General features: G+C 73.3%; 16 protein-coding genes and 1 tRNA gene. 10 read left to right on the forward strand and 7 right to left on the reverse strand.

Annotated features, from left to right (window positions below; genetic code table 11):
• Together HGB44_RS28340 and HGB44_RS28345 are read right to left on the reverse strand one after the other, a co-directional pair.
• The coding region (locus HGB44_RS28340; RefSeq protein ID WP_168444186.1) for a serine/threonine-protein kinase at positions 1-1,134 on the reverse strand (1,134 nt) is incomplete at its 3' end.
• 431 nt (positions 1,135-1,565) lie between these two features.
• A tRNA-Arg gene (locus HGB44_RS28345) sits at positions 1,566-1,641 on the reverse strand.
• Positions 1,642-2,184: 543 nt separating this feature from the next.
• On the opposite strand from HGB44_RS28345, the gene HGB44_RS28350 reads away from it, so the two are divergent.
• Entirely contained in the window at positions 2,185-3,093 is a 909-nt protein-coding gene (locus HGB44_RS28350; protein WP_082768604.1) for a cobalamin biosynthesis protein, read from the forward strand.
• A 228-nt stretch (positions 3,094-3,321) separates the two neighbouring features.
• On the opposite strand, the gene HGB44_RS28355 is transcribed toward HGB44_RS28350, so the two are convergent.
• Positions 3,322-3,834, reverse strand: a complete 513-nt coding sequence (locus tag HGB44_RS28355; RefSeq protein WP_061083133.1) for a hypothetical protein — start codon at positions 3,832-3,834, stop codon at positions 3,322-3,324.
• Between the two features lie 426 nt (positions 3,835-4,260).
• Here HGB44_RS28355 and HGB44_RS28360 point away from each other — a divergent pair, with 426 nt between their 5' ends.
• The 3 genes from HGB44_RS28360 (at position 4,261) to HGB44_RS28370 (ending at position 8,922) form a co-directional block, all read left to right on the forward strand.
• Positions 4,261-7,188 carry a penicillin acylase family protein gene (locus tag HGB44_RS28360; RefSeq protein WP_061083132.1) on the forward strand — a complete coding sequence of 976 codons (2,928 nt, stop codon included), beginning with the start codon at positions 4,261-4,263 and terminating at the stop codon, positions 7,186-7,188.
• A 164-nt stretch (positions 7,189-7,352) separates the two neighbouring features.
• A complete protein-coding gene (locus tag HGB44_RS28365) occupies positions 7,353-7,793 on the forward strand; it encodes an NfeD family protein (RefSeq protein WP_061083131.1) in 441 nt (146 codons plus the stop codon).
• Between the two features lie 43 nt (positions 7,794-7,836).
• Positions 7,837-8,922, forward strand: a complete 1,086-nt coding sequence (locus HGB44_RS28370; RefSeq protein ID WP_061083130.1) for an SPFH domain-containing protein — start codon at positions 7,837-7,839, stop codon at positions 8,920-8,922.
• Between the two features lie 78 nt (positions 8,923-9,000).
• Here HGB44_RS28370 and HGB44_RS28375 read toward each other — a convergent pair whose 3' ends face one another.
• Both HGB44_RS28375 and HGB44_RS28380 read right to left on the reverse strand, forming a co-directional pair.
• Positions 9,001-9,966, reverse strand: coding sequence for a quinone oxidoreductase family protein (locus HGB44_RS28375; RefSeq protein WP_061083129.1), 966 nt, complete (start codon positions 9,964-9,966; stop codon positions 9,001-9,003).
• A gap of 78 nt (positions 9,967-10,044) precedes the next feature.
• Complete coding sequence (locus HGB44_RS28380; protein ID WP_061083128.1) at positions 10,045-12,345, reverse strand: serine/threonine protein kinase; 2,301 nt, start codon at positions 12,343-12,345, stop codon at positions 10,045-10,047.
• A 556-nt stretch (positions 12,346-12,901) separates the two neighbouring features.
• On the opposite strand from HGB44_RS28380, the gene HGB44_RS28385 reads away from it, so the two are divergent.
• A complete protein-coding gene (locus HGB44_RS28385) occupies positions 12,902-13,192 on the forward strand; it encodes a DUF6504 family protein (RefSeq protein WP_061083127.1) in 291 nt (96 codons plus the stop codon).
• A 267-nt stretch (positions 13,193-13,459) separates the two neighbouring features.
• On the opposite strand, the gene HGB44_RS28390 is transcribed toward HGB44_RS28385, so the two are convergent.
• Both HGB44_RS28390 and HGB44_RS28395 read right to left on the reverse strand, forming a co-directional pair.
• Entirely contained in the window at positions 13,460-14,035 is a 576-nt protein-coding gene (locus HGB44_RS28390; protein ID WP_061083126.1) for a GNAT family N-acetyltransferase, read from the reverse strand.
• 178 nt (positions 14,036-14,213) lie between these two features.
• Entirely contained in the window at positions 14,214-15,323 is a 1,110-nt protein-coding gene (locus HGB44_RS28395) for a peptidoglycan recognition protein family protein (RefSeq protein WP_061083125.1), read from the reverse strand.
• A gap of 203 nt (positions 15,324-15,526) precedes the next feature.
• Between HGB44_RS28395 and cobC the strand changes: the two genes are divergently transcribed.
• The 5 genes from cobC (at position 15,527) to HGB44_RS28420 (ending at position 25,502) form a co-directional block, all read left to right on the forward strand.
• Entirely contained in the window at positions 15,527-16,552 is a 1,026-nt protein-coding gene (gene cobC, locus HGB44_RS28400) for an Rv2231c family pyridoxal phosphate-dependent protein CobC (protein WP_061083135.1), read from the forward strand.
• Positions 16,553-16,786: 234 nt separating this feature from the next.
• Positions 16,787-19,612 carry a nicotinate-nucleotide--dimethylbenzimidazole phosphoribosyltransferase gene (cobT, locus tag HGB44_RS28405; protein WP_061083124.1) on the forward strand — a complete coding sequence of 942 codons (2,826 nt, stop codon included), beginning with the start codon at positions 16,787-16,789 and terminating at the stop codon, positions 19,610-19,612.
• A 214-nt stretch (positions 19,613-19,826) separates the two neighbouring features.
• Entirely contained in the window at positions 19,827-21,107 is a 1,281-nt protein-coding gene (cobA, locus tag HGB44_RS28410) for a uroporphyrinogen-III C-methyltransferase (protein WP_061083123.1), read from the forward strand.
• 70 nt (positions 21,108-21,177) lie between these two features.
• Positions 21,178-23,073 (forward strand): dynamin family protein, encoded by a 1,896-nt coding sequence (locus tag HGB44_RS28415; protein ID WP_061083122.1) that lies wholly within the window; start codon positions 21,178-21,180, stop codon positions 23,071-23,073.
• Complete coding sequence (locus tag HGB44_RS28420; RefSeq protein WP_061083121.1) at positions 23,070-25,502, forward strand: GTPase; 2,433 nt, start codon at positions 23,070-23,072, stop codon at positions 25,500-25,502. Before HGB44_RS28415 ends, HGB44_RS28420 begins: the two co-directional genes overlap by 4 nt.
• Positions 25,503-25,698: the final 196 nt, after the last annotated feature.

Here is a 25,698-nt window from a genome sequence, read left to right on the forward strand (position 1 = left end):
TTGGTTGCGTGTGGTGAGGGTGCCGGGGTGGTCGGGGCCGTTGACACGAACATCGTCGGGGAGGAGTTTTTGGTAGGCGTCGAGCGCGGCTTGCGGGTTTCCGGTTTTGCCCAGACATTTCGCAATGAAGAAGCGGGTTGCGAGGGTGTCGGGGTGGTCGGGGCCGAGGGTCAGTCGCTGTTGGGGGAGAAGTTGTTCGAAGCCGGGGAGAGCCGAGCTGTACCTGCCCTGGTCGTAGAGCGACTTGAATGTCTTGAACTGGTCGTTCAGGACTTCGGTGCTCAGCGTGGTCTCGGGTGGGTGTCCAGGCCAGGGGTGATCCGGGTCGGTGCCGATAGTGGCGAGGGTGTCGATGATCTCGGTCAGGGATGGACGTTCGGTGGGGCTGTGGTTCCAGCAGCGGGTGATCAGGTCGTGCAGTTCCCCGGGCACCTGCCCGGAGATGGCCGGGGTGGGGCCGATGAGCAGGCGCAGGGTGGCCATGACCGTGCGGGCTTGGAAGGGGTTGGTGCCGGTCGCGGCGAAGTACAGCACGGTGCCCAGGCTGAAGACGTCGGCGGCGGGTTCGGGGCGTTCGCCTTCGGCCTGTTCGGGTGCCATGTAGGCGGGGGTGCCCATGAGGGCGCCGGTGTGGGTGATACGTGTGTCCTCGGTGGGGCGGGAGATGCCGAAGTCGATGATGCGTGGTCCGTTGTCGGCCAGGATGATGTTGGCGGGTTTGAGGTCGCGGTGCACCAAACCGTGTTCGTGGATGGTCGTCAGTCCTTCGGCGAGCCCCAGGGCTAGGACGCGCAGGGAGCTTTCGGGGAGGGGACCGTGTTCGGTGATGGCTTGGTGGAGGGAAGGGCCGGGGATGTAGTCGCTGGCGATCCAGGGTTCGTTGGCGTCGGTGTCGGCGGCCACGACCTGTGCTGTGTAGAACCCGCCGACCTTGCGGGCGGCAGCTACTTCGCGTGCGAAGCGGGTGCGGTACTCGTCTTTGTTGGCGTGGTCGGCGCGGATGACCTTGACGACGATCTTGCGGCCTGAGTTGGTGCGAGCGAGGTAGACCTTTCCCATGCCTCCGCTGCCGAGGAGGTGGGTGAGCCGGTAGCGGCCGATATGGGTGGGGTCATTGGGGCCGAGGGGTTCCACGCGTGTTCGGCTTTCCTTGGTCGACAGGGGAGACTGGAGTGGCGGAGGCGGTGGGTTTCGGGCCTGTGGTGTTGGGGATCTTCTGGATCCGTCTCGCCGTGGTTTTGCCATCTGATTGTGGCGTGTCATGCCCGGTGGGGTAAGGGGTTCCGGCTGAATCGGCCGTATGCGGCCGGTGGGGCGGCAGGGCGTGACCGGCGTCGACATGCCCACGCGACGGTGTCGGGGCGGCTGTGGGTCGCTGGTGGGCGCACGCCGGGCCGTCCTGGTCCAGGCCCGCAAGGTCACGTGCAGGCAAAGTGCTCCGCGAGGTGGGCGCCCACCTGTACTGGACCCTGCACTGGGGAGCACACGAGGAGCATTTCAGGCCCGGATCCGGCCTCTGTGCCTCGCCTGTTCGACTCGCGCACCCCGTCTGAACTGGGGTTTTGTGGCGCACCCGGCAGGATTCGAACCTGCGACCATCGGATTAGAAGTCCGGTGCTCTATCCACTGAGCTACGGGTGCTCGATTCAATTGTCGCCCGCCATGGCAGGTCTTGACCACGTTGTGACACGTGGTCGCGGGAGGGTGCTGCGTGCCGGAGGCGGGGTGGGGGCCGGTCGGCGGGCCTACGGTCGGGAGGGCCCGTGTCGTGGTGCCGGTGGCGTCCCGGGCAGACATTCTAGGGTATTCGTCCGATGTCGCCCACAGGTGGGCAAAGCCTCATCAACTACGGTGATTCGTAGTTGCCTCTCGTTACCACGCGCGCTCCACCAAATCGGTCGCTATGGGCCTCGCGCACCACGTTACCGGTGATTAACTCCTGGTGCGGTGCTGTACCCCGGGCGTTTCGCGAAGTCCCGACGCCCAACGTGGGACGGACAGTCAGAACATCCACCACTGACCTGCGCAGACCATCAGTACGGCCAGCGCGGTCAGCATGCGGGGGCTCCTTACGGCTAGCCTTTTATTGCTCTTTGTGTATGTGTTATTACCCAGAGAGACAAACATGGTTTGCCGTGGTTTGGGAGTTGCGGGGGACTTCCTTGACGCGGCTACCGTGGTCGGGTGCGATCTCTGGGACTGGTGGCGGGTTTCCTGCTCGACAAGGCGGTGCCCGATCCGCGTAGGGGACATCCGGTCGCCCTGTACGGGCGTGCCGCGGGATGGTGGGAACGGCGCGTCTACGGGGACTCGCGGGCGCGTGGCGCCCTGTTCGCGGCCGGGGCCGTGCTTCCCGTGGTGGCCGCGGGTTCCGTGGTGCGGGGCGGTGCGGCGACGGCGGCGACGACATGGGCCGTGCTCGGCGGCAGCATGCTGTGCCGGGAGGCCGAGCGGATCGCCGGGGCCCTGGAGGACGGCGACCTCGCCCGGGCCAGAGAACTCCTGCCGAACCTGTGCGGCAGGGACCCCTCCCGGCTCGACGAGGCGGGAGTCGCCCGGGCGGTGGTCGAGTCGGTCGCCGAGAACACCTCCGACGCCGTGGTCGGTCCCCTGGTCTGGGGAGCCCTGGGCGGGGTGGCGGGCCTGGCGGGCTTCCGCGCCGTCAACACCCTCGACGCCATGGTCGGCCACCGAGACGAGCGCTACGAGAGGTTCGGTTCCGCCTCGGCGCGGCTGGACGACCTCGCCGGGTGGGGCCCGGCCCGGCTGACCGCGGTCCTGACGGTCCTGGCCGCGCCCGTGGTCGGCGGCGACGTGCGCGGGGCGTGGCGCGTGTGGCGGCGTGACGGCGACCGGCACCCCAGTCCGAACGCGGGGCAGTGCGAGGCCGCGTTCGCGGGCGCACTCGGCAGGACCCTGGGCGGCGCCAACGTCTACGGGGGGCGTGAGGAACGCCGCCCCGCGATGGGCGACGGGCCCCGGGCCGGGGTCGACGACATCCGCCGCGCGGTCCGCCTCGCCCGGGCGGTCCACCTGGGTGCCCTGGCCGTGGCCGCGGCGGTGGCCCGGCAGCGCGCACGTGAGCGCCGGTGAACACCTCGGATGCGGTCGGGGTGCCTCGTGTGCGGCCAGGGGGCACCTCGGACGGGAGGCCGTGCGACGCGGCGGGCGGCCGCGCGCGGTGGCGGGCCGTTCGCCGACAGGTGCCGCGCGGCCCCGCTTCCCGACGGCCCGTCACGGGGGAGCCCCCCGGGGGCCGCGGACGCAGCCCCCGGGAACTGTCTGTCGGTCGTCCCGGGTGGCGCCGGGTGCGGACCCGGCTCAGGCCAGGTTGCGCGCGTAGTTCACCTGTTGGTGGATCTGGCCCACCATGCCCGGGTGGGTCACCATGATCGTCGTGCTGTAGTGCTTGTCGTGCCCCTGGACGGTGACCTGTACGTGCCCGGTGGTCCTCTGCTCCTTGACGAGGAGGAAGAGCAGCCCGAGCAGACAGGTCCACCAGAAGACCAGGATGGCCACGATGACCGCCCAGGTGGGCGTGCTCCGCTCGGTGCGGCTCATGTCGTTCACCGTCCACACCGTTCCCCTGATCGGGAAGCGCCCGACGGGGGTCATCACGGTGTGCTGGGAGAACGCGATCTCGCCGATGGTGCCGAGGGGGACGTCGCCCCCGGCCTGGGGCTGGGGGACGGCGGGCTGGTAGCCCCCGGTGGGGGAGCCGTAGGGCTCCAGGGCCCCGCCGTGCTGCTGCGGGGGAAGGCCCCAGCCGGGGGTCTCGTCGTGGGGCTCGTGCCACCACGGTTCCCCCGGGCGGGAATTGGGGTACTCGCTCATGCCGCGATTGTGTCAAAGGGCGGGGAGAGCGAGAACCACTTCTCCGGTACCGGTGCCAATCCGCCTCCACGTCCGTTCCGTCTGCGCCGCCCCTCCCGGGCCCGTTCCAGCTGTGCCGTCCCGTTTCCGACCCTGCCTCGCCTGTGCCGTCCCGTTCCCGCGCCCGCCCCAGTCGTGCCGGTGGCCCAGGCAGGGCTCCGCCCCAAGGTCGTGGCCGGATGTGGCCACGACCCGGTTCCCGTGCCGACCCCCCTCCGGTCCGCCCTTCGGAATCCGGGCTGCTTGTGGCGCCGGTCACTCCAAACCCACCGGTTTTCTGGTACGGGGTCCTCTTTGCCCACCAAAACGTGAATCTCTTTCGCGATTTCCCTACTCGTGCGTAGCATGCGCTCACCCATCGCCCGCACCCCCAGGTGGTGACAGCTCTTGTTCCCCTCGCTCAGACGACGGCTACGCGCCGGCGCCTCGGGTACCGCCCTCGCGGTGGCCGCGGCCACGGTCGCCGCCCTGCCCGCGGCCCCCCAGGCCCTCGCCGAACCGGAACCCGACTACTGCGCCCCCGGGGGATGCCGCGACATCCTTCCCCCCGGCCAGAACGGCAGCGCCACACTCGTCGAGATCCTCGGCCACCAGGTCTTCGGCACCCGGCCGCAGCACGCCTCCAGCCAGCTGGACATGTACGACAACCTCGTCCACCACTACGACGGACTCACGGAGGATGGGCTGGACGACTTCTTCCTCGACGCCGGATTCGGGGTCGACTCCGACGACGTGGGGCGCCGGTACCAGCCGCGCGACGACGTCACCATCACCCGCGACGCCGACCACGGCATTCCGCACGTCGAGGGCACCACCCGCGAGGGCACCATGTTCGGCGCCGGGTACGCCGCCGCCGAGGACCGCCTCTTCCTCATGGACGTGCTGCGTCGGGTCGGCCGCGGCGAACTCACCTCCTTCGCCGGAGGGGCCGAGGGCAACCGCGGGCTGGAACAGGACCTGTGGCGCAGCGCCCCCTACACCGAGGAGGACAAGCAGGCGCAGATCGACCGGGTCGCCGCCAGCGGAGAGCGCGGTGAGCAGGCCCTCGTCGACGTCGACGCCTACCTGGAGGGCGTCAACGCCTACATCGAGGAGGCCGACGACGACCGCGACTTCCCCGGTGAGTACGTCCTGACCGGACACAAGGACGCCATCACCAACGCCGGGGAGATCGAGCCCTTCACCCCCACCGACGTCGTCGGCATCGCCGCCATGGTCGGCGGCATCTTCGGCGGCGGTGGCGGCGGCGAGGTCCAGGCGGCCGTCGTGCTCGCCAACTTCCGGGACCGCTACGGAGCCGAGGAGGGTGCCGAGCTGTACCGCGCCTGGCGGATGGAGAACGACCCCGAGGCCGTGGTCAGCGTCGAGGGCGAGTTCCCCTACAGCGGCACCCCCGAGGACCCGGTCGGCGAGGCCGTGCCCGACCCCGGCTCGGTCGAGCCCTACGACATCGTCCACGACGAGCACGGTTCCGCGCTCAGCGGTGAGACCGCCGAGCAGCCCGCCCCGCTGGCGAGCACGGTGGAGGAGCCCGAGGCGGGAGCCGAGGCGCCCGCGGTCGAGGACCTGTCCCAGGAACAGCGTGACGAGCTGGAGCGGATGATCGAGGAGGGGGACCTGTCCGCGGTGGAGGGCGTGTTCAACGACGGCGTCCTGCCCGAGGGCTTCACCGACCCCCGCGGCATGTCCAACGCCCTGCTCGTCTCGGGCGAGCACACCGAGAGCGGCAACCCCGTGGCCGTGATGGGCCCCCAGACCGGCTACTTCTCCCCGCAGCTGCTCATGCTCCAGGAGCTTCAGGGCCCCGGCATCAGCGCGCGCGGCGCGTCCTTCGCGGGCGTGAGCTTCTACGTCCAGATGGGGCGCGGCGTCGACTACGCCTGGAGCGCCACCTCGGCGGGCCAGGACGTCACCGACACCTTCGCCGTCGAGCTGTGCGAGACCGACGGGTCCGCGCCCACCACCGGGTCGCGCGCCTACGTGGACACCGCCGGCGACTGCGTGCCCTTCGAGGAGCTGAGCGTCACCAACGAGTGGTCGCCCACCATCGCCGACGGCACGCCGAAGGGCGGCTACACGCTGACCTCCCTGCGCTCGGAGTTCGGTCTGGTGCACTCCTTCGCGACCGTGGACGGCGAGCCCGTCGCGTTCACGACGCGGCGCTCCACCTACATGCGCGAGGTCGACTCCATCATCGGATTCCAGCGCTTCAACGACCCCGGCGAGATCACCTCGGCGGAGTCCTTCACGGACGCGGCAGAGGACATCGGCTACGCCTTCAACTGGCACTACGTCGACGACGAGGACATCGCCTTCGTCAACTCCGGGGCCAACCCGGTCCGGACCGAGGGCACCAACCCCAACCTGCCCGTCGACGCCTACTCCGACGCGGGCTGGTCCGGCTGGGACCCCGACACCAACGGCGCCGACTACCACCCGCAGGAGGACCACCCGCAGGCGATCAACCCCGACTACATCGTCAACTGGAACAACAAGCCCGCCCAGGGCTACACCTCCGGCTGGGCCACCGGATCGGTGCACCGCGGCGACCTGCTCGACGGTCGCGTCTCCGCGCTGATCGCCGACGGGCACGCGTTCACCACCGCCAGCCTGACCCGGGTGATGATGGAGGCCGGGGTCGCCGACCTGCGCGCCCAGGAGGTCCTCCCGCTCCTGCTGGAGGTGATCGGCACCGAGGCCGTGGACGACCCCGAACTGGCCGCGGCCGTGGAGGAGCTGCGGCTCTGGCACGAGTCCGGGTCCCTGCGCCGCGAACCCTTCCGCGACGCCGGGTACTACTCCCACGCCGACGCCATCCGCACACTGGACGCCTGGTGGCCGCTGCTGGTCCGCGCCCAGTTCGAGCCGGGGTTGGGCGGAGACCTCTACACCCAGCTCACCAGGGCCGTGCAGACCGACGAGTCGCCCTCGGGCTCCATCGGAGGAGGCGAGCCCGGAAGCGTCAACCAGGCACAGCCCCACCGGGGTTCGGCGTTCCAGTACGGCTGGTGGTCCTACGTGGACAAGGACCTGCGCACGGTGCTCGGTCAGGAGGTGGACGGCGGACTGGGCGGGGCCTACTGCGGTGGCGGCGACCCGGACGCCTGCCGTACGGTGCTGCTGGACAGCCTGGCCCAGGCCGCGGACACCCCCGCCGGGGAGGTCTACCCCGGCGACGGGCACTGCGACCCGGGCGACCAGCTGTGCGCGGACACGGTGATCCACCAGGCGGTCGGCGGCATCAACATGTGGCCGATCGCGTGGCAGAACCGGCCCACGTACCAGCTCGTCTACCAGTTCTCCGGCGGACGGTAGGACGGGCGGAGCGGACGCGGCCCACGGTGGCCCTGAGCGGGTGCCAGCGGGGGCCGCGTCCGTGTGTCACGGCCGGGGAACACTGGAGCCGGATCGCGTGCTTCGCCGGGTCTGTATGGGTAGCGTAAGGAATACCCGAACATGAACGGGAGGGTCGCAGGAACATGGAAGCCTGGTTGATCTGGCTCATCCTCGCCGTGGGCCTGGGGGTCGTCGAGGTCTTCACCCTCACGTTCGTACTGGGCCTCCTGGCGGTCGCGGCGCTGGTCGCCGCCCTCCTCGGCGCCATCGGGCTTCCGGTGGCCGTACAGATCATCGGGTTCACCGCCACCGCGGCGGCCGGGATCTACCTCGTGCGGCCGATCATGCGACGCCAGCTCAGGGGCGGTCCCGCCGTCAGATCGGGCGCCCAGGCGCTCGTCGGACGCTCCGCGGTCGTCCTCCAGGAGGTCGACGCCGACCGGGGCAGGATCAAGCTCTCCGGGGAGGAGTGGTCCGCGCGCTGCATCGACGAGGACCTCGTCATCCCGGTGGGCACACGCGTCGACGTCATGGAGATCGACGGGGCCACAGCCGTGGTCTACCCGCGCGAAGCACTGCCCTGAACCCCGCCACAGCCACGTCCCAGACCTAGGCCAGGTGCAGCACATGGAACCCACCATCGCCCTCATCATCCTCGCGGTCGTCGTCGTTGCCGTCGCCCTGGCGGCGATCCGCATCGTCCCGCAGGCCAGGGCGTACAACATCGAGCGCTTCGGCCGCTACATCCGCACCCTCAACCCCGGCCTGAACTTCCTCATCCCGGGCGTGGACCGCGTCAACTCCAAGTTCGACCTGCGCGAGCAGGTGTTCACCTCGCGCCCGCAGCCGGTGATCACCGAGGACAACCTGGTCGTCAACATCGACACCGTGCTGTACTACCAGGTCACCGATCCCCGGGCCGCGGCCTACGAGGTCGCCAACTACATCCAGGCCATCGACCAGCTCACCGTCACCACGCTGCGCAACGTCATCGGCTCCATGGACCTGGAGAAGACCCTCACCTCCCGAGAGGAGATCAACACCCGCCTGCGCGGGGTCCTGGACGAGACCACCGGCAAGTGGGGCATCCGCGTCAACCGCGTGGAGATCAAGGCCATCGACCCGCCGCCCACCATCAAGGAGGCGATGGAGAAGCAGATGCGGGCCGACCGCGACAAGCGCGCGGCCATCCTCCACGCCGAGGGTGAGCGCCAGGCGCGCATCCTCAAGGCGGAGGGCGCCCGTCAGCAGGCCATCCTGGAGGCCCAGGGCGACCAGCAGGCGGCCATCCTGCGCGCCGACGGCGAGGCCAAGGCGATCGAGCGCGTGTTCCAGGCGGTGCACGCCAACAACGCCGACGCCAAGGTGCTCGCCTACAAGTACCTGGAGACCCTGCCGTCCCTGGCCGAGGGCGACGGCAACACCTTCTGGGTCATCCCCGGTGAGCTCACCGAGGCCGTCAAGAACGTCAGCCACGCCTTCGCGGGCAACGCCTCGACGGTTCCCTCCACGGAGAAGGAGGACGGGGACGCCCAGCCCCAGGGGCCCGCGCAGCTCACGGCGCCCGATCCCACCCGGTCCTCTTCGGCGCAGGCGGCCATGGACGCGGCCGAGGCCGCCGAACGCGCGGTGGCCGACGCCCGCGACGACGTCCGGCGGGCCGGGTCGGCCCTCGGCGGCTCCCGGCCGCCCGGGCCGCGCGAGGAGGACTAGGCCGTGTGGGACCTGCGGGGGGAGTGGAGGGGCCGACCTCCCTCCCCCCTCCGTGTGTTCGGCCCGCGGCCGCCCGGTTCAGACCAGCAGGAGCTTGCCGGTGGTCCGGCGCGAGGCCAGGTCGCTCTGGGCGCGCCCCGCGTCGGAAAGCGGGTAGCGTCCGCCGATCCGCACGTCCAGACGGCCGTCACCAACCAGCGCGAACAGGTCGCCGGCCCGGCCCAGGAGCTCCGCGCGGTCGGCCACGAAGTAGGCCAGCGAGGGCCTGGTCAGGTACACCGAACCGGCGGAGTTGAGCCGCTGCGGGTCCACCGGGGCGACCTCTCCCGAGGACTGCCCGAACAGCGCCAGCACGCCGCGCGGGCGCAGTGAGGCCAGGCTGGCGTCGAAGGTGTCCCGGCCGACGCCGTCGTAGACCGCTGCCACCCCCTCGCCGCCGGTGAGGTCGCGCACCGCCTCGGCCACGGGGGTCTCGGTGTAGCGGACCACCTCGTCCGCGCCCGCCTCCCGGGCGATGCGCTCCTTCTCCTCGGTGGACACGGTGCCGATGACGCGCGCGCCGCGCTCCTTGGCCAGCTGGGTCACCAGCAGGCCGGTACCGCCCGCGGCCGCGTGCACCAGCACGGTGTCGCCCTCGGCCACCGGGTACACCGAGCGGACGAGGTAGTGGGCGGTCATGCCCTGGAGCAGCAGGGCGGCGGCCTGCTCGGCGGAGACCGCGTCCGGGACGGGGACGACCAGCGACGCCTTGACCACGGCACGCTCGGCGTACGCGCCGGGGGCCATCGCCCAGCCGACCCGCTGCCCCGCGGACAGGTCGGTGACGCCGTCGCCGACGGCGGCCACCACGCCCGCGCCCTCCATGCCAGGGACGTAGGGGAGAGGGACGTCGTACAGGCCGCTGCGCTGGTAGATGTCGATGAAGTTGACCCCGCGGGCCTCGACGTCGATCAGGACCTCCCCGGGGCCGGGCGCCGGGTCGTCCCTCTCGGCCAGCCGCAGTACCTCGGGCCCGCCGTTCTCCTCGATCACGATGGCACGCATGGGTCCACTGTTCCTTCCGTGTCGGTTCCCGGCATCATGTCAGCCCGGAGCCGGAACGGCCACGGAGGGTCGGCCCGCCTACTCCGACCGGCCCTCCTCGATGATCCGGTGCAGGGAGAAGTCGGTGAAGAACGCAGCGAACGGCTGGTTGCTCGGTCCCTGCCGGGTCACGAGGCCGACCCTGCGGCGGTCCTGCGGCTCCTCGGCGTCATCGGGAAGGGGAGCGCCGTCCACGGTGGTCAGGACGTGCTCCTCGTTGACCCACATGGACAGCTCCATGGTGTCCTCGGCCTCGTCGAAGCGGCAGGACAGCGTGACGGTGTTGGTGGGGATGTTCTCGTGGTCGAAGTCGAAGGGGCTGCCGGTGATGCCGTACTCCTCGCGCAACGACTCGTCGTGGAGCGGGTAGGGCGCGTACCCGGGCACGTCGGTGGTCTCCACGAGGACGCTGTCACCCTCGGTCTCGCTCATCCGGCGGATCGACGCGCCCTGGCCGTCGTAGCGCAGCAGGGCCTCGTACTGGCTGCGGCCGTCCTCGCCGTCGTTGTCCCAGCAGCGCACGCCGAACATGGACTGCTCGGGGCCCGTGACCGCGTACACGCTGCTGCTGACCAGGACGCTCGCGGGCAGTTCCTGCTCCTGCTCCAGCCTCACGACCTCGCCGCGGCTGGGCTGGCTGTCGGGTTCGAGTGAGAGCAGGACGCCCTCCTTGGCGGCCCAGTAGCCGTCGGACTCCCCGGCCTCGTAGGTGTTGCTGACCCAGCCGGGGTCGGAGCTGAAGTCGGGGTTGTGGATCGAGACGGTGTTCTCCGGGATCGCCTGGCCGCTGTTGAGCAGGACCGTCGCACCCACGGCGGCCACCAGGACGACCGCCCCCGCGGCCGCGCCGACCACCACCATCCGCCTGCGGCCGCGCGGTGCGCCGCCGGACCTCCCGGGAGGCTGGCCCGCTCCACCGGGGCCACCGGGGTTTCCCGGGCCGCCGGAACCGGAGTAGGCGGTGAAGGCGGGCTGGCCCTGCGGCGGAGACGCGTAGCCGCCGTGCGCCCGGTGCGGCGGGGGGACCTGACCGCCGGAGTTGGCGTGGTGGCCGGGAACCTGCTGGCCGTGGAGCGGGGGCTGGCCCTGGGGCGGGTGCCCGCCGTACCCCGTGCCCGGCTGGGGACCCGGGGGCGGGACGCCCGGGTTGCCGTGCTGCTGCTCCACAGGGGTCCGCTGGACCGGGGGAGGCGGCTGTACCGGGTGCTGGACCTGCGTGGGCCGCGCGTAGGGGTTGTGCCGCGTGGGCTGCGCGTGTGCGGGCTGCGCCTGGAAGGTCCGGCCGCTCTCCGGAGCCGCCGCGCCCTGCTGCTGTCCGCTGTCCGGGTGCTGCCCGCCCGCCTGCCGCGGCCCGCTCGGGGTCTGCTGCGGCTCGCCCGGCGCCTGGTTCGACGTGGGTCCGCCTTCCCGTGCCCCGGTGTCCTGCGGCGGCTGCCCCGGGACGGGGGAACTGCTCGGCGGGGCCCACGAGGTGCTGATCGTGCGCTCCACCTCGGCCTCCCGCGGTTCCTCCTGGCCGGTCAGCCGGGCCAGGAGCTGCTTGGAGGTGGGCCGGTTGGCCGGGTTCTTGTCCAGTGCCGCGTTGACCAGGTCGTACAGGTCCGTGTCCAGGCCGTCCAGACGCGGCGGAGCGGAGGAGATGTTGTGCAGGACGGCGGGCACCGTGGCGGCGTCGAAGGGGGCGGTGCCGGTTCCGGCGAAGGCCACCAGGCAGCCCCACGCGAAGATGTCGGCGGCCGCGGTGGCCCGCTGGCCCAGGATCAGCTCCGGGGCCATGTACGAGGGGGTGCCCATGAGCTGGCTGGAGCGGGTGACCGCGTCCGCGGCGTCGTCCAGGGCGCGGGCGATGCCGAAGTCGATGACCTTCGGGCCGACCGGGGAGAGCAGCACGTTCGCGGGTTTGAGGTCGCGGTGGATGATCCCGGACCCGTGGATGGCGGTGAGCGCCGCGGCCACGCCCATGGCCAGGCCCTCCAGGGTGCCGCCCGCCATCGAGCCGTCCGCGCGGACCGCCTCGTCCAGGTTGGGGCCCGGCACGTACTCCGAGACGATGAAGAGGGGCTCGCCCTCCAGCCGGGCGTCGATCACCCCCGCGGTGGAGAAGCGGGCCACGCGGCGCGCGGCCTCGACCTCGCGGGCGAAGCGCAGCCGGAAGGACTCGTCGTCGGCCAGGTCGGGGTGGATGAGCTTCACTGCGACGGGCCGGTCGGAGGCGTCCCTGGCGAGGTAGACGGTGCCCATGCCGCCCCGGCCGAGACGGCTCACGATGCGGTAGCCGTCGAGTTCGCTCGGGTCCCCCACACGCAGGGGTTTGCCGCTCTTGTGCCCGTTCGACGTCACAGTTGGGGGTCCCTCACATGAATCGTGGAGTACGCGCTGACAGCGTACCGATGCCGACACGCTGGCACGTTCTGGACTGGCTGGCCCTTCGGGCCCAGCGGACGCGGGGTCCGGGCCCGTGGCGGGGGTGTTCGGGGGCGGCGCGCGGGCGCACCGTGTCAGTCGGGGCGGATGGCTCCGGGCGCGACGCGGCTCCCCGAGGAGTCCTCGGTGAGGCGGACGGTGCCCGTGCCGCCACGCACCGGGCGGCTCGGGAAGCGGTGGCCGTCCGGGCCACGGGGGTTCCCGGAGCGGAGGGGTCTGCCACTGTTCGACATCACGGAGAGGGGACCTCACGGTTTCCGGGGGCGAGCCGTCCAGCGTACCGGCCGGCGGCGAAAGCGCCGGGTACGGGTGTGGTGGCCACGTGGTCATCCAGGGGGATGCCTCTCGTGCCGAAACAGTTCCCCGAAGGCACCGGTTTTCGCTAGTGTTAGAACACACGTTCGAACACCTGGCCGCGTCTTCCCCACGGGTGGGTGTCCCGGTGGCGTGTGCCGGGACTGACAGGAGGCGGATGATGCTGAGGGGAAGTGTCGTGGGACGGTACTACGGGGCGGAGGTGACCGTCGTCGAGGACGACGGACGCCCGGCCCGGTTCGTGTGGAACGGCAGGGTGTACGGAGTGCGCAGGATCCTCGAACACTGGGTCACGCTGCGCATGGACTGGACACCGGCGCGTGAGTCCCAGACACCCGAACGCAGGCACTGGCGGGTGGAGGCGGGCACGGCCCAGTCCCAGGGGGTGTACGAACTGCGCCACGACACGGTCACCGGCAGGTGGCTGCTCTCCCGCGTGTGGGGGTAGGACGTGTTCGGGGGCGGTTTCCGGGCCACCCGCCGCTCTCCCCACCGAACCCCGGCGGACGCCGCGCGCCCCGCGCCGCGTGCGCGCCCGTCTCCCCCTTCGCCGCTCCCCGGTGACACCGCGCACGCGGCGCGTGCCCGGTGGCGCCTGTCCGGGCGGGCGGAAGCCGCCGGACGCGCTCGGGGCCGCTCCCCGGGCCGCTCCGCGACCGCGGCCCGGGGACGGTGCGGCCCCGCCCGGCTGCCCGGCGGGGCCGGGGCTCGCCGGTCAGCCCAGGTCGGTGGGGAGCAGGCTGTACACCGCCAGGTCGGTGCGGCCCTCGTGCAGCGGCATCGCGCTGCGTTCGACGCCCTCCAAACTGAACCCCGACCGCTCCGCGACCCGGCGCGACCCGGTGTTGCCGGTGGCGGCCTTGATCTCCACCCGCTGGAAGCCCTGGTCCAGCGCCCAGCGGGAGACGGCCACGGCGGCCTCCGTCGCGTACCCGAGGCCGCGGCCCCAGGGCGAGACCCAGTACCCGACCTCGGTGGTCATCGCCGCCCATACGACACGCACCAGGCCCACCGAGCCCACGAGCCGCTTGGTCTTCCTCTCCACCATGGCCCACTGCTGGCCCTCACCGCAGGTGCGCAGGGCGGGGGCGACCTCGCAGCACCACCGCTCGGCCTCCTCCCGGGTGTAGGGCACCCCGGGCAGGGGGAGGGGGAGCCAGCGCTGGAGTTCGGCGTCGGTGCAGGACGCGTGCACGTCGTCGATGTCGCCCTCGACGAACGGACGCAGCCGCAGGCGCTCGGTCTCCAGGATCACTGACGGCAGTATCGGTCTGTCGTGCGTGGTGGTCACGCCTCTCCCCTCGGGTCGGAGTGCGCTCACGATACGCGCAGTCCCGGAGTACGGCACCCGTGTTCTCCGCGTGTGCCCGAGGGGAGGGCGGTACCGTCCCGACCAGGGAAGCACCCGCCGGCGCGGCCGAGGGCCGCGTGCGGTTCACGGCTCCGGCGGGCACTCCTACCGCGGCCGTCTAGGCCAGGCCCGCGATGACGCGCTGGCGGACCGCGCTGTCGAACACCTCGGAGAAGGCGTTGCCCGGGCACTCGGTCTCCAGCCAGTCCCGGTGCCGGGAGATCGCGTCGCCCGGAGTGACCACGCCCGTGCCCGGGTTGACGTACTCGATCCGCCCGGCCGGGTCCACGCCGGTCACCGCGCACAGCACGCGCAGCACGTCGACCAGGGAGTCCTGAGCCGCCTGGGTGGGCAGTTCGTCGGTGAAGTCCCCGAGCAGGCACACGCCCACGTTGCCCTGGTTGAACCCGTAGGCGTGCCCGGCGGTCACCGACTCGGCCCGCCCCGGCCGCGGGATCCCGGAGAGGACCGGCACGCCGTCCTCGCCCGAGTGGCGGCCCTCGTAGACCACCCCGTCGGGGTCGATGAGCAGGTGGTAGCCGATGTCACCCCACGCCTGCTGCACCGCGTGCAGGTAGTACACCGCCCGCACGTCCGCCGCGTGGTCCTCCCCGGTCGGCATCGCGGTGTGGTGCACGGTCAGCGCCTGCACGGGGTGGAACTCCGCCTCCCACAGGTCGTCGCCCTGGTCGTCGAAGCGCCAGGACTCGTCGGCGCCCCAGCCGGCGCGGGTGCGGAACGGGACGCTGGTCCGGCCGCGCAGGGTGCCGGAGGTCTCCGCGGACAGCGACGCCTGCGCGGGACCGCCGAAACGCAGTCCCTCTCCGTCGTGCAGGTTCACGGCGGCGGTCTCCCCCCTCGAACGCACCTCGTACCCGGTGGCGCCCTCGGGTGCGCGCACCAGCGCGGCCGCGACCGGGTGCCGGTCGTCGCGGCCCCCGGTGTGCAGGTGCACCGGGTTCCAGGAGCCCAGGCCGCCGGCGGTCTCGAAGCGGACCGCCGCGTGGGCCTCTCCGGGGTCACCGGTGACGGCCACCATGTCGAAGCGCAGGTCGGGGCGGACGAGTCCGGGCGAAGCGGAGGGTTCCGCCAGCACTCGGGGGACCGTGCGGTCACCACCGCCACCGCCACCGTCGGCCAGGGCGGTGCGGGGGGAGGGGAGCGCGGTGCCCAGCGCGGTCAGGCCCGCGGCCGCGGTGGCACCGGCCAGGAGAGTACGCCTTCGCATCGTGTGTCCGTTCTCTCGGGTCGGGTGGGGGAAGGCCCTGGGGGTGGGAACGCGGACACCCTGGCACAGCACCGTGAGCCACGCCACTGAAGACACGTCCGAATATCTGGCCAAGGCACCCCCTGTTATCAGGCAAGGCTGGTGATGCCGTATGGTGCGATGTTTTTCCTGTGAAGAAAGGAACATACGGGGTGGGGGAGTACATGGACGCGGGTCACGACCTGCGCCACCACGGTGACGCAGAGGTCGGCGGCGGACTGCTCGACCTGGCCGTCAACGTGCGGGGCCGGACGCCGCCCGCCTGGCTGGGGCGGCTCCTCGCCGAGTCGCTGACCAGCCTGGGCGCCTACCCCGATCCCTCCCGCGCGCGGGAGGCGGTCGCCCGGCGCCACGGACGGGAGGCGGGCGAGGTCCTGCTCACCGCCGGGGCGGCCGAGGCCTTCGTCCTCCTGGCGCGGGTCCTGAGCCCCCGGCGGGCGGTCGTCGTGCACCCCCAGTTCACCGAGCCCGAGGCCGCCCTGCGCGCTGCCGGGCACGCCGTGGACCGGGTGCTGCTGGAACCGGACTTCACGCTCGACCCCGGACTGGTCCCCGAGGACGCCGATCTGGTCGTGGTGGGCAATCCGACCAACCCGACCTCCGTGCTCCACCCCGGCGCGGTCCTGGCCGGGCTGGCCCGCCCCGGACGCGTACTGGTCGTGGACGAGGCCTTCGCCGACTGCGTTCCCGGTGAGCCGGAGTCGTTGGCCTCCCGAGGGGAACTGCCGGGCCTGGTGGTGGTGCGCAGCCTCACCAAGACCTGGTCCCTGGCCGGGCTGCGCGCCGGGTACCTGCTCGCCGCACCCGACCTGGTGGCCCGGCTCTCCGGGGCCCAGCCCCTGTGGTCGGTGTCCACACCCGCCCTGGTCGCGATGGAAGCGTGCTGTACGCGGGAGGCCCTCGCCGAGGCCGACGCCTGGGCGGTGTCCCTGGCCGCCCACCGCGACGACCTCGCCGAGGGCCTGCGGAACCTGGGCCTGCGGGTGGTCCCGGGGGCACGGGCCTCGTTCCTGCTGGTCACGGACCCGGAAGCGGATCGGTTGCGGGCCCGCCTCAGGGAACGGGGGATCGCGGTCCGGCGCGGTGACACCTTCCCCGGCCTCGGGCCGGAGTGGCTCCGGGTGGCGGTCCGCGAACCCGCCGTCCACCGGGTCCTGACGGGCGCGCTGGGGGAGCTGCTCGCCCGGTGAGGAGCCGCTCCGCGGTCGGCCGTGCGCGCGGACGGCCGCGGGGGCCAGCGCGCGCCCACGCGGTCTCTGGCACAGTTGGTGGTGACTTGGGAGCCCCGGCGGCCGAGTCGGTACCGGCCGCCCCGGGTTCCGAGGACCCGTGCGATCGGCGCGGAAACGGCGGACTACGCTTACCGGTCTATGCCGGACAAGGCGGAAACGGGCCCGTCACAACACCTCTTGCGTGGAGCGATCATGACCAGAGACGACCGCGAGGACGCCCGGCGCGGCGAGGAGGGCGGAGCCGAACCGTCCCGCGGGAAGGGCGGCAGATCCTCCCCCGGAGCCGGCCCCCGCCTCGGCGGCCTGCTCGACGGGCTGCCCGAGAGCGGACGCGGCACCCCGGCCCAGTCCCCTCGCGGCTCCGCGGGCTCGGCCAACCCGTTCCGGCAGCGGAAGCGGCCCCCCGCACCGGCCGACCCCGGGCCAAGGGCCCCCTCCGCCCCGGCCTCGCCCTACGGCGCGCTTCCCCTGGACGTCCCTCCGGTCCCGCGGCCCGAGGCCGAACCAGCGGTCGAGCCCGCGGCGGACGCGCCGCCCAGCGGGCCGCCGCACCGGCCCAACGTCATCCCCTTCCGAGGCGGTGAGCACACCACCGGGACCGAGGAGGCCAGCCCGGGAGCCGAGCCGCACCCGGCCTCCGAGAGCTCCGAGCAGGCCGTGCCCTCCGCCGAGGCCGGGGATCCGGCGGAGCCCGGTGGCTCCGCCGACCCGGAACCTCCCGCCGCCCCGGGGCCCTCGATGGCGCTCGCGAACGCGGCGGCGCTGGCGAGGGCTGCGGCGCTCGCGAAGGCGGGGGCACCCGCGCATGAGGCCGTATCCGCGCATGAGTCGGCGCCCGCGCATGAGGCAGCACCCGTGCGCACCGCTACGCCCGCCCGCCCCGCGGTGCCCGTGAGCGGCACGGTGCCCGCCCGCGCGGCCACACCCGCCCGTCCCGCGACTCCCGGGCACCGGGCGGCACCCGCCCATCCTCCGGTTCCCGCCCGCCCCGCCGCACCCATGAACACCGCGGTGCCCGCCCGCCCGGCGGTCCCCGCACCCGCGTTCCCTGCCCGGGCCGTCAGCCCGACCGGGTCCACCGCCGACCGGCAGGAGGCGGAGACCGGGAGCCCCGGGGCACCGACCACAGACCACGGACGCGCGGACGAGCACTCCGCGACCACCGAGCCGGAGCAGAGCATGCACGCACACGAACCAGCCGCGCCCCTGCCGAGGCCCACCGGGCCTCCGGTCCACGCCGCCCCCGCCCCCGAGCCCGCGGCGGCCCCCGAGCGGGCCGGCAGCGGCTCCGTCCACGCCTACGGCGAGGCCGAACGTGCCGCCGTCTACCGGGCCATCCGCGAACGCCGCGACGTCCGGACGGGCTTCCGGTCGGACCCCGTGCCCCACGACGTGCTCACCCGCGTCCTGGAAGCCGCCCACCAGGCCCCCAGCGTCGGCGACGTCCAGCCCTGGGACTTCCTGGTCATCGAGGACCCCGACCTGCGCGCCCGCGTGGGCGGCCTCGCCGCGGCCGAGCGCGAGGACCACGCGCACGCGGCGCCGGGCGTCCGCGCCCGCGCCTTCGCCGGACTCAAGGCCGAGGCCGTCCTCGACGCGCCCCTGAACATCGCCGTCACCGTCGACCCCACACGGGGAGGCCGGCACGCCCGGGGCCGCCACGCCCGCCCCCTGAGCGCCGACCACGCCGCCGCGCTCGCCGTGGAGAACCTGTGGATCGCCGCGCGCGCCGAGGGTCTGGGCGTCGGCTGGCTCACCTTCGTCGACGAGCGCGACGTCGCCCGCGCCCTCGAACTCCCCGCCCACCTGGACGTGGCCGCCTACCTGTGCGTCGGCTACGTGGAGGAGTTCCCCACCGAGTCCGAGCTCAGCCTCTCCGGCTGGGCCAGGGAACGCCCCCTGTCCTGGGCGGTGCACCACGACCGCTACGGCCGCCGCGGTCTGCCCGGCCAGGAACCCACGAGCCTGCTGGAGGAGACCATCACCGCCGTCGGAGCGCTGGACACCCGCGCGATGGAGGAGGCCAGAGACCGCCAGGACCGGATGACCAAGCCGCCCGGCTCCCTCGGCTTCCTGGAGGAGGTCTCGGTCCAGCTGGCCGGGATCTCCGGGCAGTGCCCGCCGCCGATCCCCGAACCGGCCGCCGTCGCCGTGTTCGCGGGCGACCACGGAGTGCACGCCCAGGGGGTGACCCCCTGGCCCCAGGAGGTCACCGCCCAGATGGTGCACAACTTCCTGGAGGGCGGCGCCGTCGTCAACGCCTTCGCCGCCCAGGTCGGTGCCGAGGTCACCGTCGTGGACGTCGGCGTGGCCGCGGACCTGCCCAGCGCCCCCGGCCTGTTGGCCCGCAAGGTCGCGCACGGCACCGCCGACCTCACGCAGGGGCCCGCGCTCACCCGCGAGCAGGTCCTCCAGGCCCTGGAGGGAGGCATCGAGGTCGCCCGCGACCTGGTCTCCGCGGGCAACCGCTGCCTGGTCACCGGCGACATGGGCATCGCCAACACCACCCCGGCCGCCGCCCTGGTGTGCGCCTTCACCGGAGCCGATCCGGCGCACGCCACCGGACGGGGCACCGGCGTGGACGACGCCGTCTACGCCCACAAGGTCGACGTGGTGCGCCGCGCCCTGGCCGCGAACCCCGTCGACCCGGCCGACCCCATCGGCACCCTGGCCGCCCTGGGCGGCCTGGAGCACGCCGCCCTCGCGGGGTTCGTGCTCGGCGGCGCGGCCCTGCGCGTCCCCGTCCTGCTGGACGGGGTCATCGCCGGATCGGCGGCCCTGGCCGCCGCCGCGATCTCCCCGGAGGCCCTCGGCGTCTGCTTCGCCGGACACCGCTCCAGTGAGCCCGGCCACAGCCTGGCCCTGGAGCACCTGGGGCTGCGCCCCCTGGTCGACCTGGAGATGCGCCTGGGCGAGGGCTCCGGAGCGCTGCTGGCCCTGCCGCTGCTCCAGAGCGCGGCGCGTGTCCTGCGCGACGTCGCCACCTTCGACGACGCGGGCGTCTCCACCGCTCCCTGACCGGGAGCGGCCCACGGCCCCCGCCCGCACCGGCCCCCGGTGCGGGCGGGCTCACACCCCCGGCGCGGCACCCGTTTACACCCGCGTAATACCTCTTTGACAAGGTACTTTTGGAGCAATCGCCGAACTATCGCCGGCGGCTGGCGGCCCTCCTCCGCCAGCACCCCGCCGTCGTCGCCGGGGACCGGCACGGACGACCGAAGGGGCGCGACACATGACCTATCTCCTTGGTTTGCGCATGCGGGGACGCGACGTCCTCGTCGTCGGAGGGGGCAGGGTCGCCCAGCGCCGCGTCCCCGTTCTCATCGAGGCCGGGGCCCGCGTCACCCTCGTCTCCCCCGAGGCCTCGGCGGCCCTGGAGGACCTCGCCGCGGCGGGACACCTCACCTGGCACCGGCGCCCCTACGCCGCGGGCGACGTCGCGGGACCGGACGCCCCCGCCTACTGGCTCGTGCACGCCGCCACCGACGACCCCGCCGCCAACGCCGCCGTCGCCGAGGAGGCCGAGAACGCCCGCGTGTGGTGCGTGCGCGCCGACGACCGGCACGCCTCCTCCGCCTGGACCCCCGCCAGCGGCAGCGCGGCCGGGGTGACCGTGGGCGTCGTCGCCTCCGGCGACCCCCGCCGCTCGGCCGGACTGCGCGACGCCGTCGTCGACGGCCTCGCCGACGGCACCCTCGACGCCCGCCGCGGACGCGAGCGCCTGCGCGGCGTCGCACTCGTGGGAGGCGGCCCAGGCGACCCCGGCCTGATCACGGTCCGGGGACAGCAGCTCCTCTCCCAGGCCGACGTGGTGGTGGTCGACCGGCTCGCCCCCACATCCCTCCTGGACCGCCTGCCCGCCGACGTCGAGATCGTCGACGCCGCCAAGATCCCCTACGGCCGGTCCATGACCCAGGAGGAGATCAACGCGACCCTGGTCGACCGCGCCGGGCGCGGAAAGTTCGTGGTGCGGCTCAAGGGCGGCGACTCCTTCCTCTTCGGCCGCGGCGGCGAGGAGGCCGCCGCCTGCGCCGCCGCGGGGATCCCCGTCATCGCCGTGCCCGGAGTGACCAGCGCGCTCGCCGCCCCGGCCAGCGCGGGCATCCCCGCCACCCACCGCGGCGTGGCCCAGGACCTGCACATCGTCTCCGCGCACGTGTCCCCGGGGGACGAGCGCTCCACGGTCGACTGGGCCGGACTCGCCCGGGCGGGCGGTACCGTCGTCGTCCTCATGGGGGTGGAGCGGATCGAGGCGATCGCCGAGGCCCTCGTCTCCCACGGCAGGTCCCCCGACACCCCCGTGGCGCTGGTGCAGGAGGCCACACTGCCGGGGCAGCGGACCGTCACCGGTACGCTGGCCACCATCGCCGCCGCGGCCCGATCGGCCGGAGTGCGGCCCCCCGCGGTGGTGATCATCGGAGAAGTGGTCAAAACAGCGCGGGATCTTGACATACTGCACACGGGAAACCAGTTCGAGACCCGTCGACTGGCGACCGGGCGCGATCTCCAGTGAGACCTCCGCCCGCGGCGTACGTCGCTCCGCGGCGGGAACCGTCAGCACCGATGAGGAGGGCACCCCGATCATGACCCGGCCGTCGGCCGCACCGGGGACCAACGGTCCCGGCGCTCCGGGCCGGTTCGGAACCGGACCGGCCGCCACCTCCGAACAGCCCGCCCAGGGCTCCGTACCCGCGCGCGAGACGGACACCGCGGCCGCCGACGCCCGTCGGGGGCCCACCGTCCCGCTCGCCGCAGGACCGGCCAAGCACCGCGCCCCCCAACCCGACGAGAACCACTTCGAGCAGGTCCTGGAAGTACTGCGCAAGCACATCCGGGACCTGGAGTTCGCCGAGGGCCTGCCCAGTGACGAGGAGGGCCGCGCACTCCAGGCGGACGTGCTCGCCCAGCTCTCCGACTACGTCCTGCCCCGGGTCCGCCGCCCCGACATCCCGCTGCTGATCGCGGTCGCCGGATCCACCGGAGCGGGCAAGTCCACCCTGGTCAACAGCCTGGTCGGCGAACAGGTCACCACCACGGGCGTACGCCGCCCCACCACCAACAGCCCCGTCCTGGCCTGCAACCCCGCCGACGTCGACTGGTTCAGCGAGGCCTCCTTCATCCCCTCCCTGCCGCGCGTGCGCCAGCAGGGCCTGGCGATGCCGGGCAAGGACGGCATGCTCGTGCTCGCCGCCACCGAGGCCATGCCCCCGGGCGTGGCCCTGCTCGACACCCCCGACGTCGACTCCGCCGTCGCCGCGCACCACGAGTTCGCGGCCAAGTTCCTCGACGCCGCCGACCTGTGGGTGTTCGTCACCACCAGCAGCCGCTACGCCGACGCGCGCGTGTGGGAGTTCCTCCAGGTCGCCCGTGACCGCGACACCTCCCTGGCAGTCGTGCTCTCCCGGGTGCCGCGCAGGGGCAGGCGACAGCTCCTTGACCACTTCGGCGCGATGCTGGAGGCCAACGGGCTGGGCGCGGCCGCCCGGTTCGCCATCCCCGAGACCGACCAGATCCGGGGCGAGCGCTTCACCTCCAACGTCGCCGACCACATCCGCGACTACCTGGCGGAGGTGGCGGGCGAGGCCGAGCAGCGCGACCGCGTCTCACGGCGCACCTTCATCGGCGTCATCGACAGCTTCCGGACGCGGGTCCCCGAACTGGCCCGCCAGGTGGAGGCGCAGATCGAGACCGGGCGCACCCTCACCGCCGCCGTCGACGACTCCTACGCCGCCGCCCGCGACCGCGTCGACACCAGCCTGGCCGACGGCTCCCTGCTGCGCGGGTCGCTGCTGGCCCGCTGGCAGGAGGTGGCGGCCGGGGGCGAGCTCACCAGGAGCCTGCGCCCGCGCGGCAGGCGCACGCGCAGGAGCGGCCGCACCGAGCAGGCCGAGCGCGGCCAGAGGGTGAGCGCCCTGGAGCGCGCCGTCCGCGACGGCCTGGAGGCCCTGGTGGTCTCCAGCTGCGAACGCGCCTCCGACGAGGTCGAGCGGAGGTGGCGCGAGGTCCCCGGCGGCGGCGACCTCGCCTCCAAGGCCCTCAACCAGCCCGGCACCGGCCTGCTCCAGCAGCAGATCCGCCAGGAGATCGCCGAGTGGCAGCGCGGCGTCGTCGAGATGATCACCGCCAGCGGCGCCACCAAGCGCTCCGTGGCGCGGTTCGTCACCTTCGACCACGACGTCGTCGCCCTGGTCCTGATCATCGACCTGCTCGGCTACGAGCGGTCCCACTCCGGAGGCGGCGCCCACGCGGCCGACGTCTCCGGCCCCTCCCCGCAGCGCCTGCTCAAGGGGCTGTTCGGCGCCCAGTCGCTGCGTAGCATTGGCGCAGCGGCACGGGACGACCTGCGCCAGCGCGTCCAAGGGCTGCTCGACCGCGAGCGCGTGCCCTTCGACAGCGCCCTGGCGTCGGCCGCGATCCCGTCCGAGGACACCGCCGTCCAGCTCTACCAGGCCACGTACAACCTTGAGATTGCAAGATGACGACTCAATGGAACCCCGCGCAGGCGCACGGGGAGCCCGGTGCGCACTCCCGCACCGAGGACGAGGACCGCGAGAGCGGACAGAGCACGTCCGGCGCCGCTGACGACGGGCGCCCCCGCGGCGACGCGGCGTCCGGGCCCTGGCGCGGGTACACCATGCCGGTCCCCGAACACCCCGACCACGCCGTGTCCGAGGCGGGCACCGAGGATCCCGCCTACGACGGCATCGCGGCATACCCCGACCCCTCGGGCGCCGGGGCTCCGCACAGGGTCGCCCAGAGCGACCAGGGGGCTCCGCGCGGTGCGGGGGCGGAGCCGGAGGACCCGGCCCCGCCCCCCGCCGCGCAGCGGCGCTCCGGGCGCCACGCGAGGTCCCTCGCCGACCGGGAGCGCGAGGGGGACCGCCGCTTCGCCGAGGACAGCCACGAGGACCCCGACGGGCTCGCCGGATGGGTGGGCAGCCTCGCCGAGGCGGCCGACGACACCCGTATCGCCGGGCGCGCCACCGGTGTCCTCCCGACCGTCGGCCAGCAGCCGGAGAACGGGGACGACGAGCAGGTCCCCCAGAACCGGGACGTCTCCCCGGGCACGCGTGCGCACGAGGAATCCGAGGAGCCGGAGGAGCCGGAGGAGCCCGCGTCGGCCGGAGCCGACGCCCCGGAGGGGCCCGAACCGCTGCCCCGCCGCGTTCCCGGGCCCTCCGCGGTCTCCGGGGCCTTCCGCGCCGTGGGCGCCGACAACACCGCCGCCGACGACGGCGCGGAGGAGGACGAGGAGTACCGTCCCACCACCCACGACGCCTGGCACCCCACCCGCTCCACCACCCGGGCCGAACTGATCGAGCGTCTGGACGCGCTGTCCACCCTCACCGAGCTGGGCCGCGACGACCTGCCCCAGGAACTCGTCGCCCGCTCCACCCAGCTGCTCGACCACGCGGGGGCCCGACTGCGGTTGTCGGGCGACCACACCGTGGTCGCCCTGGCGGGAGGTACCGGCAGCGGCAAGTCCTCACTGTTCAACGCCCTGTGCGGGCTCCAGCTGTCGCAGACCGGCGTCACCCGGCCCACCACCTCCAAGGCGCACGCCTGCGTGTGGGGCCACGAGGGGGCCGACGCCCTCCTGAGCTGGCTGGGCGTCCCGAACCGTTACCGCCACTCGCGCACCAGCGTCCTGGACACGGGCAGCTCCGAGCTGACCGGTCTGGTCCTGCTCGACCTGCCCGACCACGACTCGGTCCGCAGCATGCACACCGCCGAGGCCGACCGCCTCATCGGTTCGGTCGACCTGTTGGTGTGGGTGCTCGACCCGCAGAAGTACGCCGACGCCGCGGTGCACCACCGCTACCTGGCCCAGATGGCCGGGCACGGCGCGGTCACCGTCGCCGTCCTCAACCAGGTCGACAAGGTCGATCCCGACGAGCTGGAGGAACTGCTCACCGACCTGCGCCGCCTGCTGGAGACGGAGTCGGGGGTGCACCCGCGGGTGATCACCACGTCCACGCTCACCGGCCAGGGCATTCGCGACCTGCGCGAGTTCCTCGCCGAGACGGTGCGGGAGCGGCGCGCCCTGGTGGACCGCCTGGCCGCCGACCTGGACCAGGTGATCGAGCCCTTCGGGGAGTTCCACGGCGAGGGCACGGTGTCCGAGGCGATTCCGGCCCCGGTGCGCGCCCGTGTCCAGGAGGGCCTGGCCAACGCGGCCGGTGTGGCGGCGGTCGCCGACGTCACCGAGACCAACGACGTCCGGCGGGGCAGGCGCCAGGTCGGCTGGCCGGTGGCCCGCCGCTCGCTGCGGCTGGGCAAGGACCCGCTCGCCGCGGTCCAGCTGGACTTCCTGCGCCGTGACAGCGGGGGCGGGGTGGGCGGCCCGGTGGACGCGCACGAGGCCGAGCTGGAGACCGTGCTGGGCGAGGCCGCCGACAGCGTCTCGGAGGGGATGCCTCCGCTCTGGCGCCGCCGGATGCGCGCCGTGGCCCGCGGCGCCGTTCCCGAGCTTCCCGCCGAACTCGGGCAGGCGGTGGCCGGGGCGGTCGGCGATCCCGACCGGAGCCCGTCGTGGTGGAAGGCCGCCCGTGCGGCCCAGTACGCGCTGCTCGTGGTCGCGGGACTGGGCCTGGCCTGGGCCGTCGTGACCCTGTTGAGCTGGACGGGCGGCGGTATCACCGGCCTTGGGATGTTCGACGACCCGGTGTTCGCCGCCTACGCCGGCGTCCTGGTGGTCGCGGCCCTGCTGGTGGGGTGGCTGACCGGGGTGGGGTGCGGGAACCTCGTCGAGGTGGCCGCGGTCCAGCGCCGCGAGGACGTGGAGAGAACGGCCTCCGCCCGGGTCCGGGAGATCACCGGACTGCGCGTGGTGGAGCCCATGGAGGCCGAACTGGCCAGGTACCGGGCGTTCCGGGCGGCCTACGAGGCGGCCAGGACGGCGGACTGACCCGGGGTCCGGTCGGGCGCGGATCGCCCCGGCCGGAGTCCCACCGCGTTTCCGAGGCCGGGGACGGGCGGCACCGCGCCGCCCGTCCCCGGTGATCTTCACTCAGTTGTAACGGGTTCTAGATCCAGACAGTGCCACTGGACATGTGTGCTCCTTGTAGTGAGTGCCGTGGGAACCCGGACGGCCGGGGTGTCAG

It is taken from the genome of Nocardiopsis alborubida (genome assembly GCF_012396365.1).
Classification (GTDB): Bacteria; Actinomycetota; Actinomycetes; order Streptosporangiales; family Streptosporangiaceae; genus Nocardiopsis; species Nocardiopsis alborubida.

Bases quoted from the DNA above. Each gene is read 5' to 3' on its own strand.
- HGB44_RS28355 (WP_061083133.1), bottom strand. From the start codon at position 3,834: ATGAGCGAGTACCCCAATTCCCGCCCGGGGGAACCGTGGTGGCACGAG.
- HGB44_RS28365 (WP_061083131.1), top strand. From the start codon at position 7,353: ATGGAAGCCTGGTTGATCTGGCTCATCCTCGCCGTGGGCCTGGGGGTC.
- HGB44_RS28370 (WP_061083130.1), top strand. From the start codon at position 7,837: ATGGAACCCACCATCGCCCTCATCATCCTCGCGGTCGTCGTCGTTGCC.
- HGB44_RS28375 (WP_061083129.1), bottom strand. From the start codon at position 9,966: ATGCGTGCCATCGTGATCGAGGAGAACGGCGGGCCCGAGGTACTGCGG.
- HGB44_RS28385 (WP_061083127.1), top strand. From the start codon at position 12,902: ATGATGCTGAGGGGAAGTGTCGTGGGACGGTACTACGGGGCGGAGGTG.
- HGB44_RS28395 (WP_061083125.1), bottom strand. From the start codon at position 15,323: ATGCGAAGGCGTACTCTCCTGGCCGGTGCCACCGCGGCCGCGGGCCTG.
- cobC (WP_061083135.1), top strand. From the start codon at position 15,527: ATGGACGCGGGTCACGACCTGCGCCACCACGGTGACGCAGAGGTCGGC.
- cobT (WP_061083124.1), top strand. From the start codon at position 16,787: ATGACCAGAGACGACCGCGAGGACGCCCGGCGCGGCGAGGAGGGCGGA.
- cobA (WP_061083123.1), top strand. From the start codon at position 19,827: ATGACCTATCTCCTTGGTTTGCGCATGCGGGGACGCGACGTCCTCGTC.
- HGB44_RS28415 (WP_061083122.1), top strand. From the start codon at position 21,178: ATGACCCGGCCGTCGGCCGCACCGGGGACCAACGGTCCCGGCGCTCCG.
- HGB44_RS28420 (WP_061083121.1), top strand. From the start codon at position 23,070: ATGACGACTCAATGGAACCCCGCGCAGGCGCACGGGGAGCCCGGTGCG.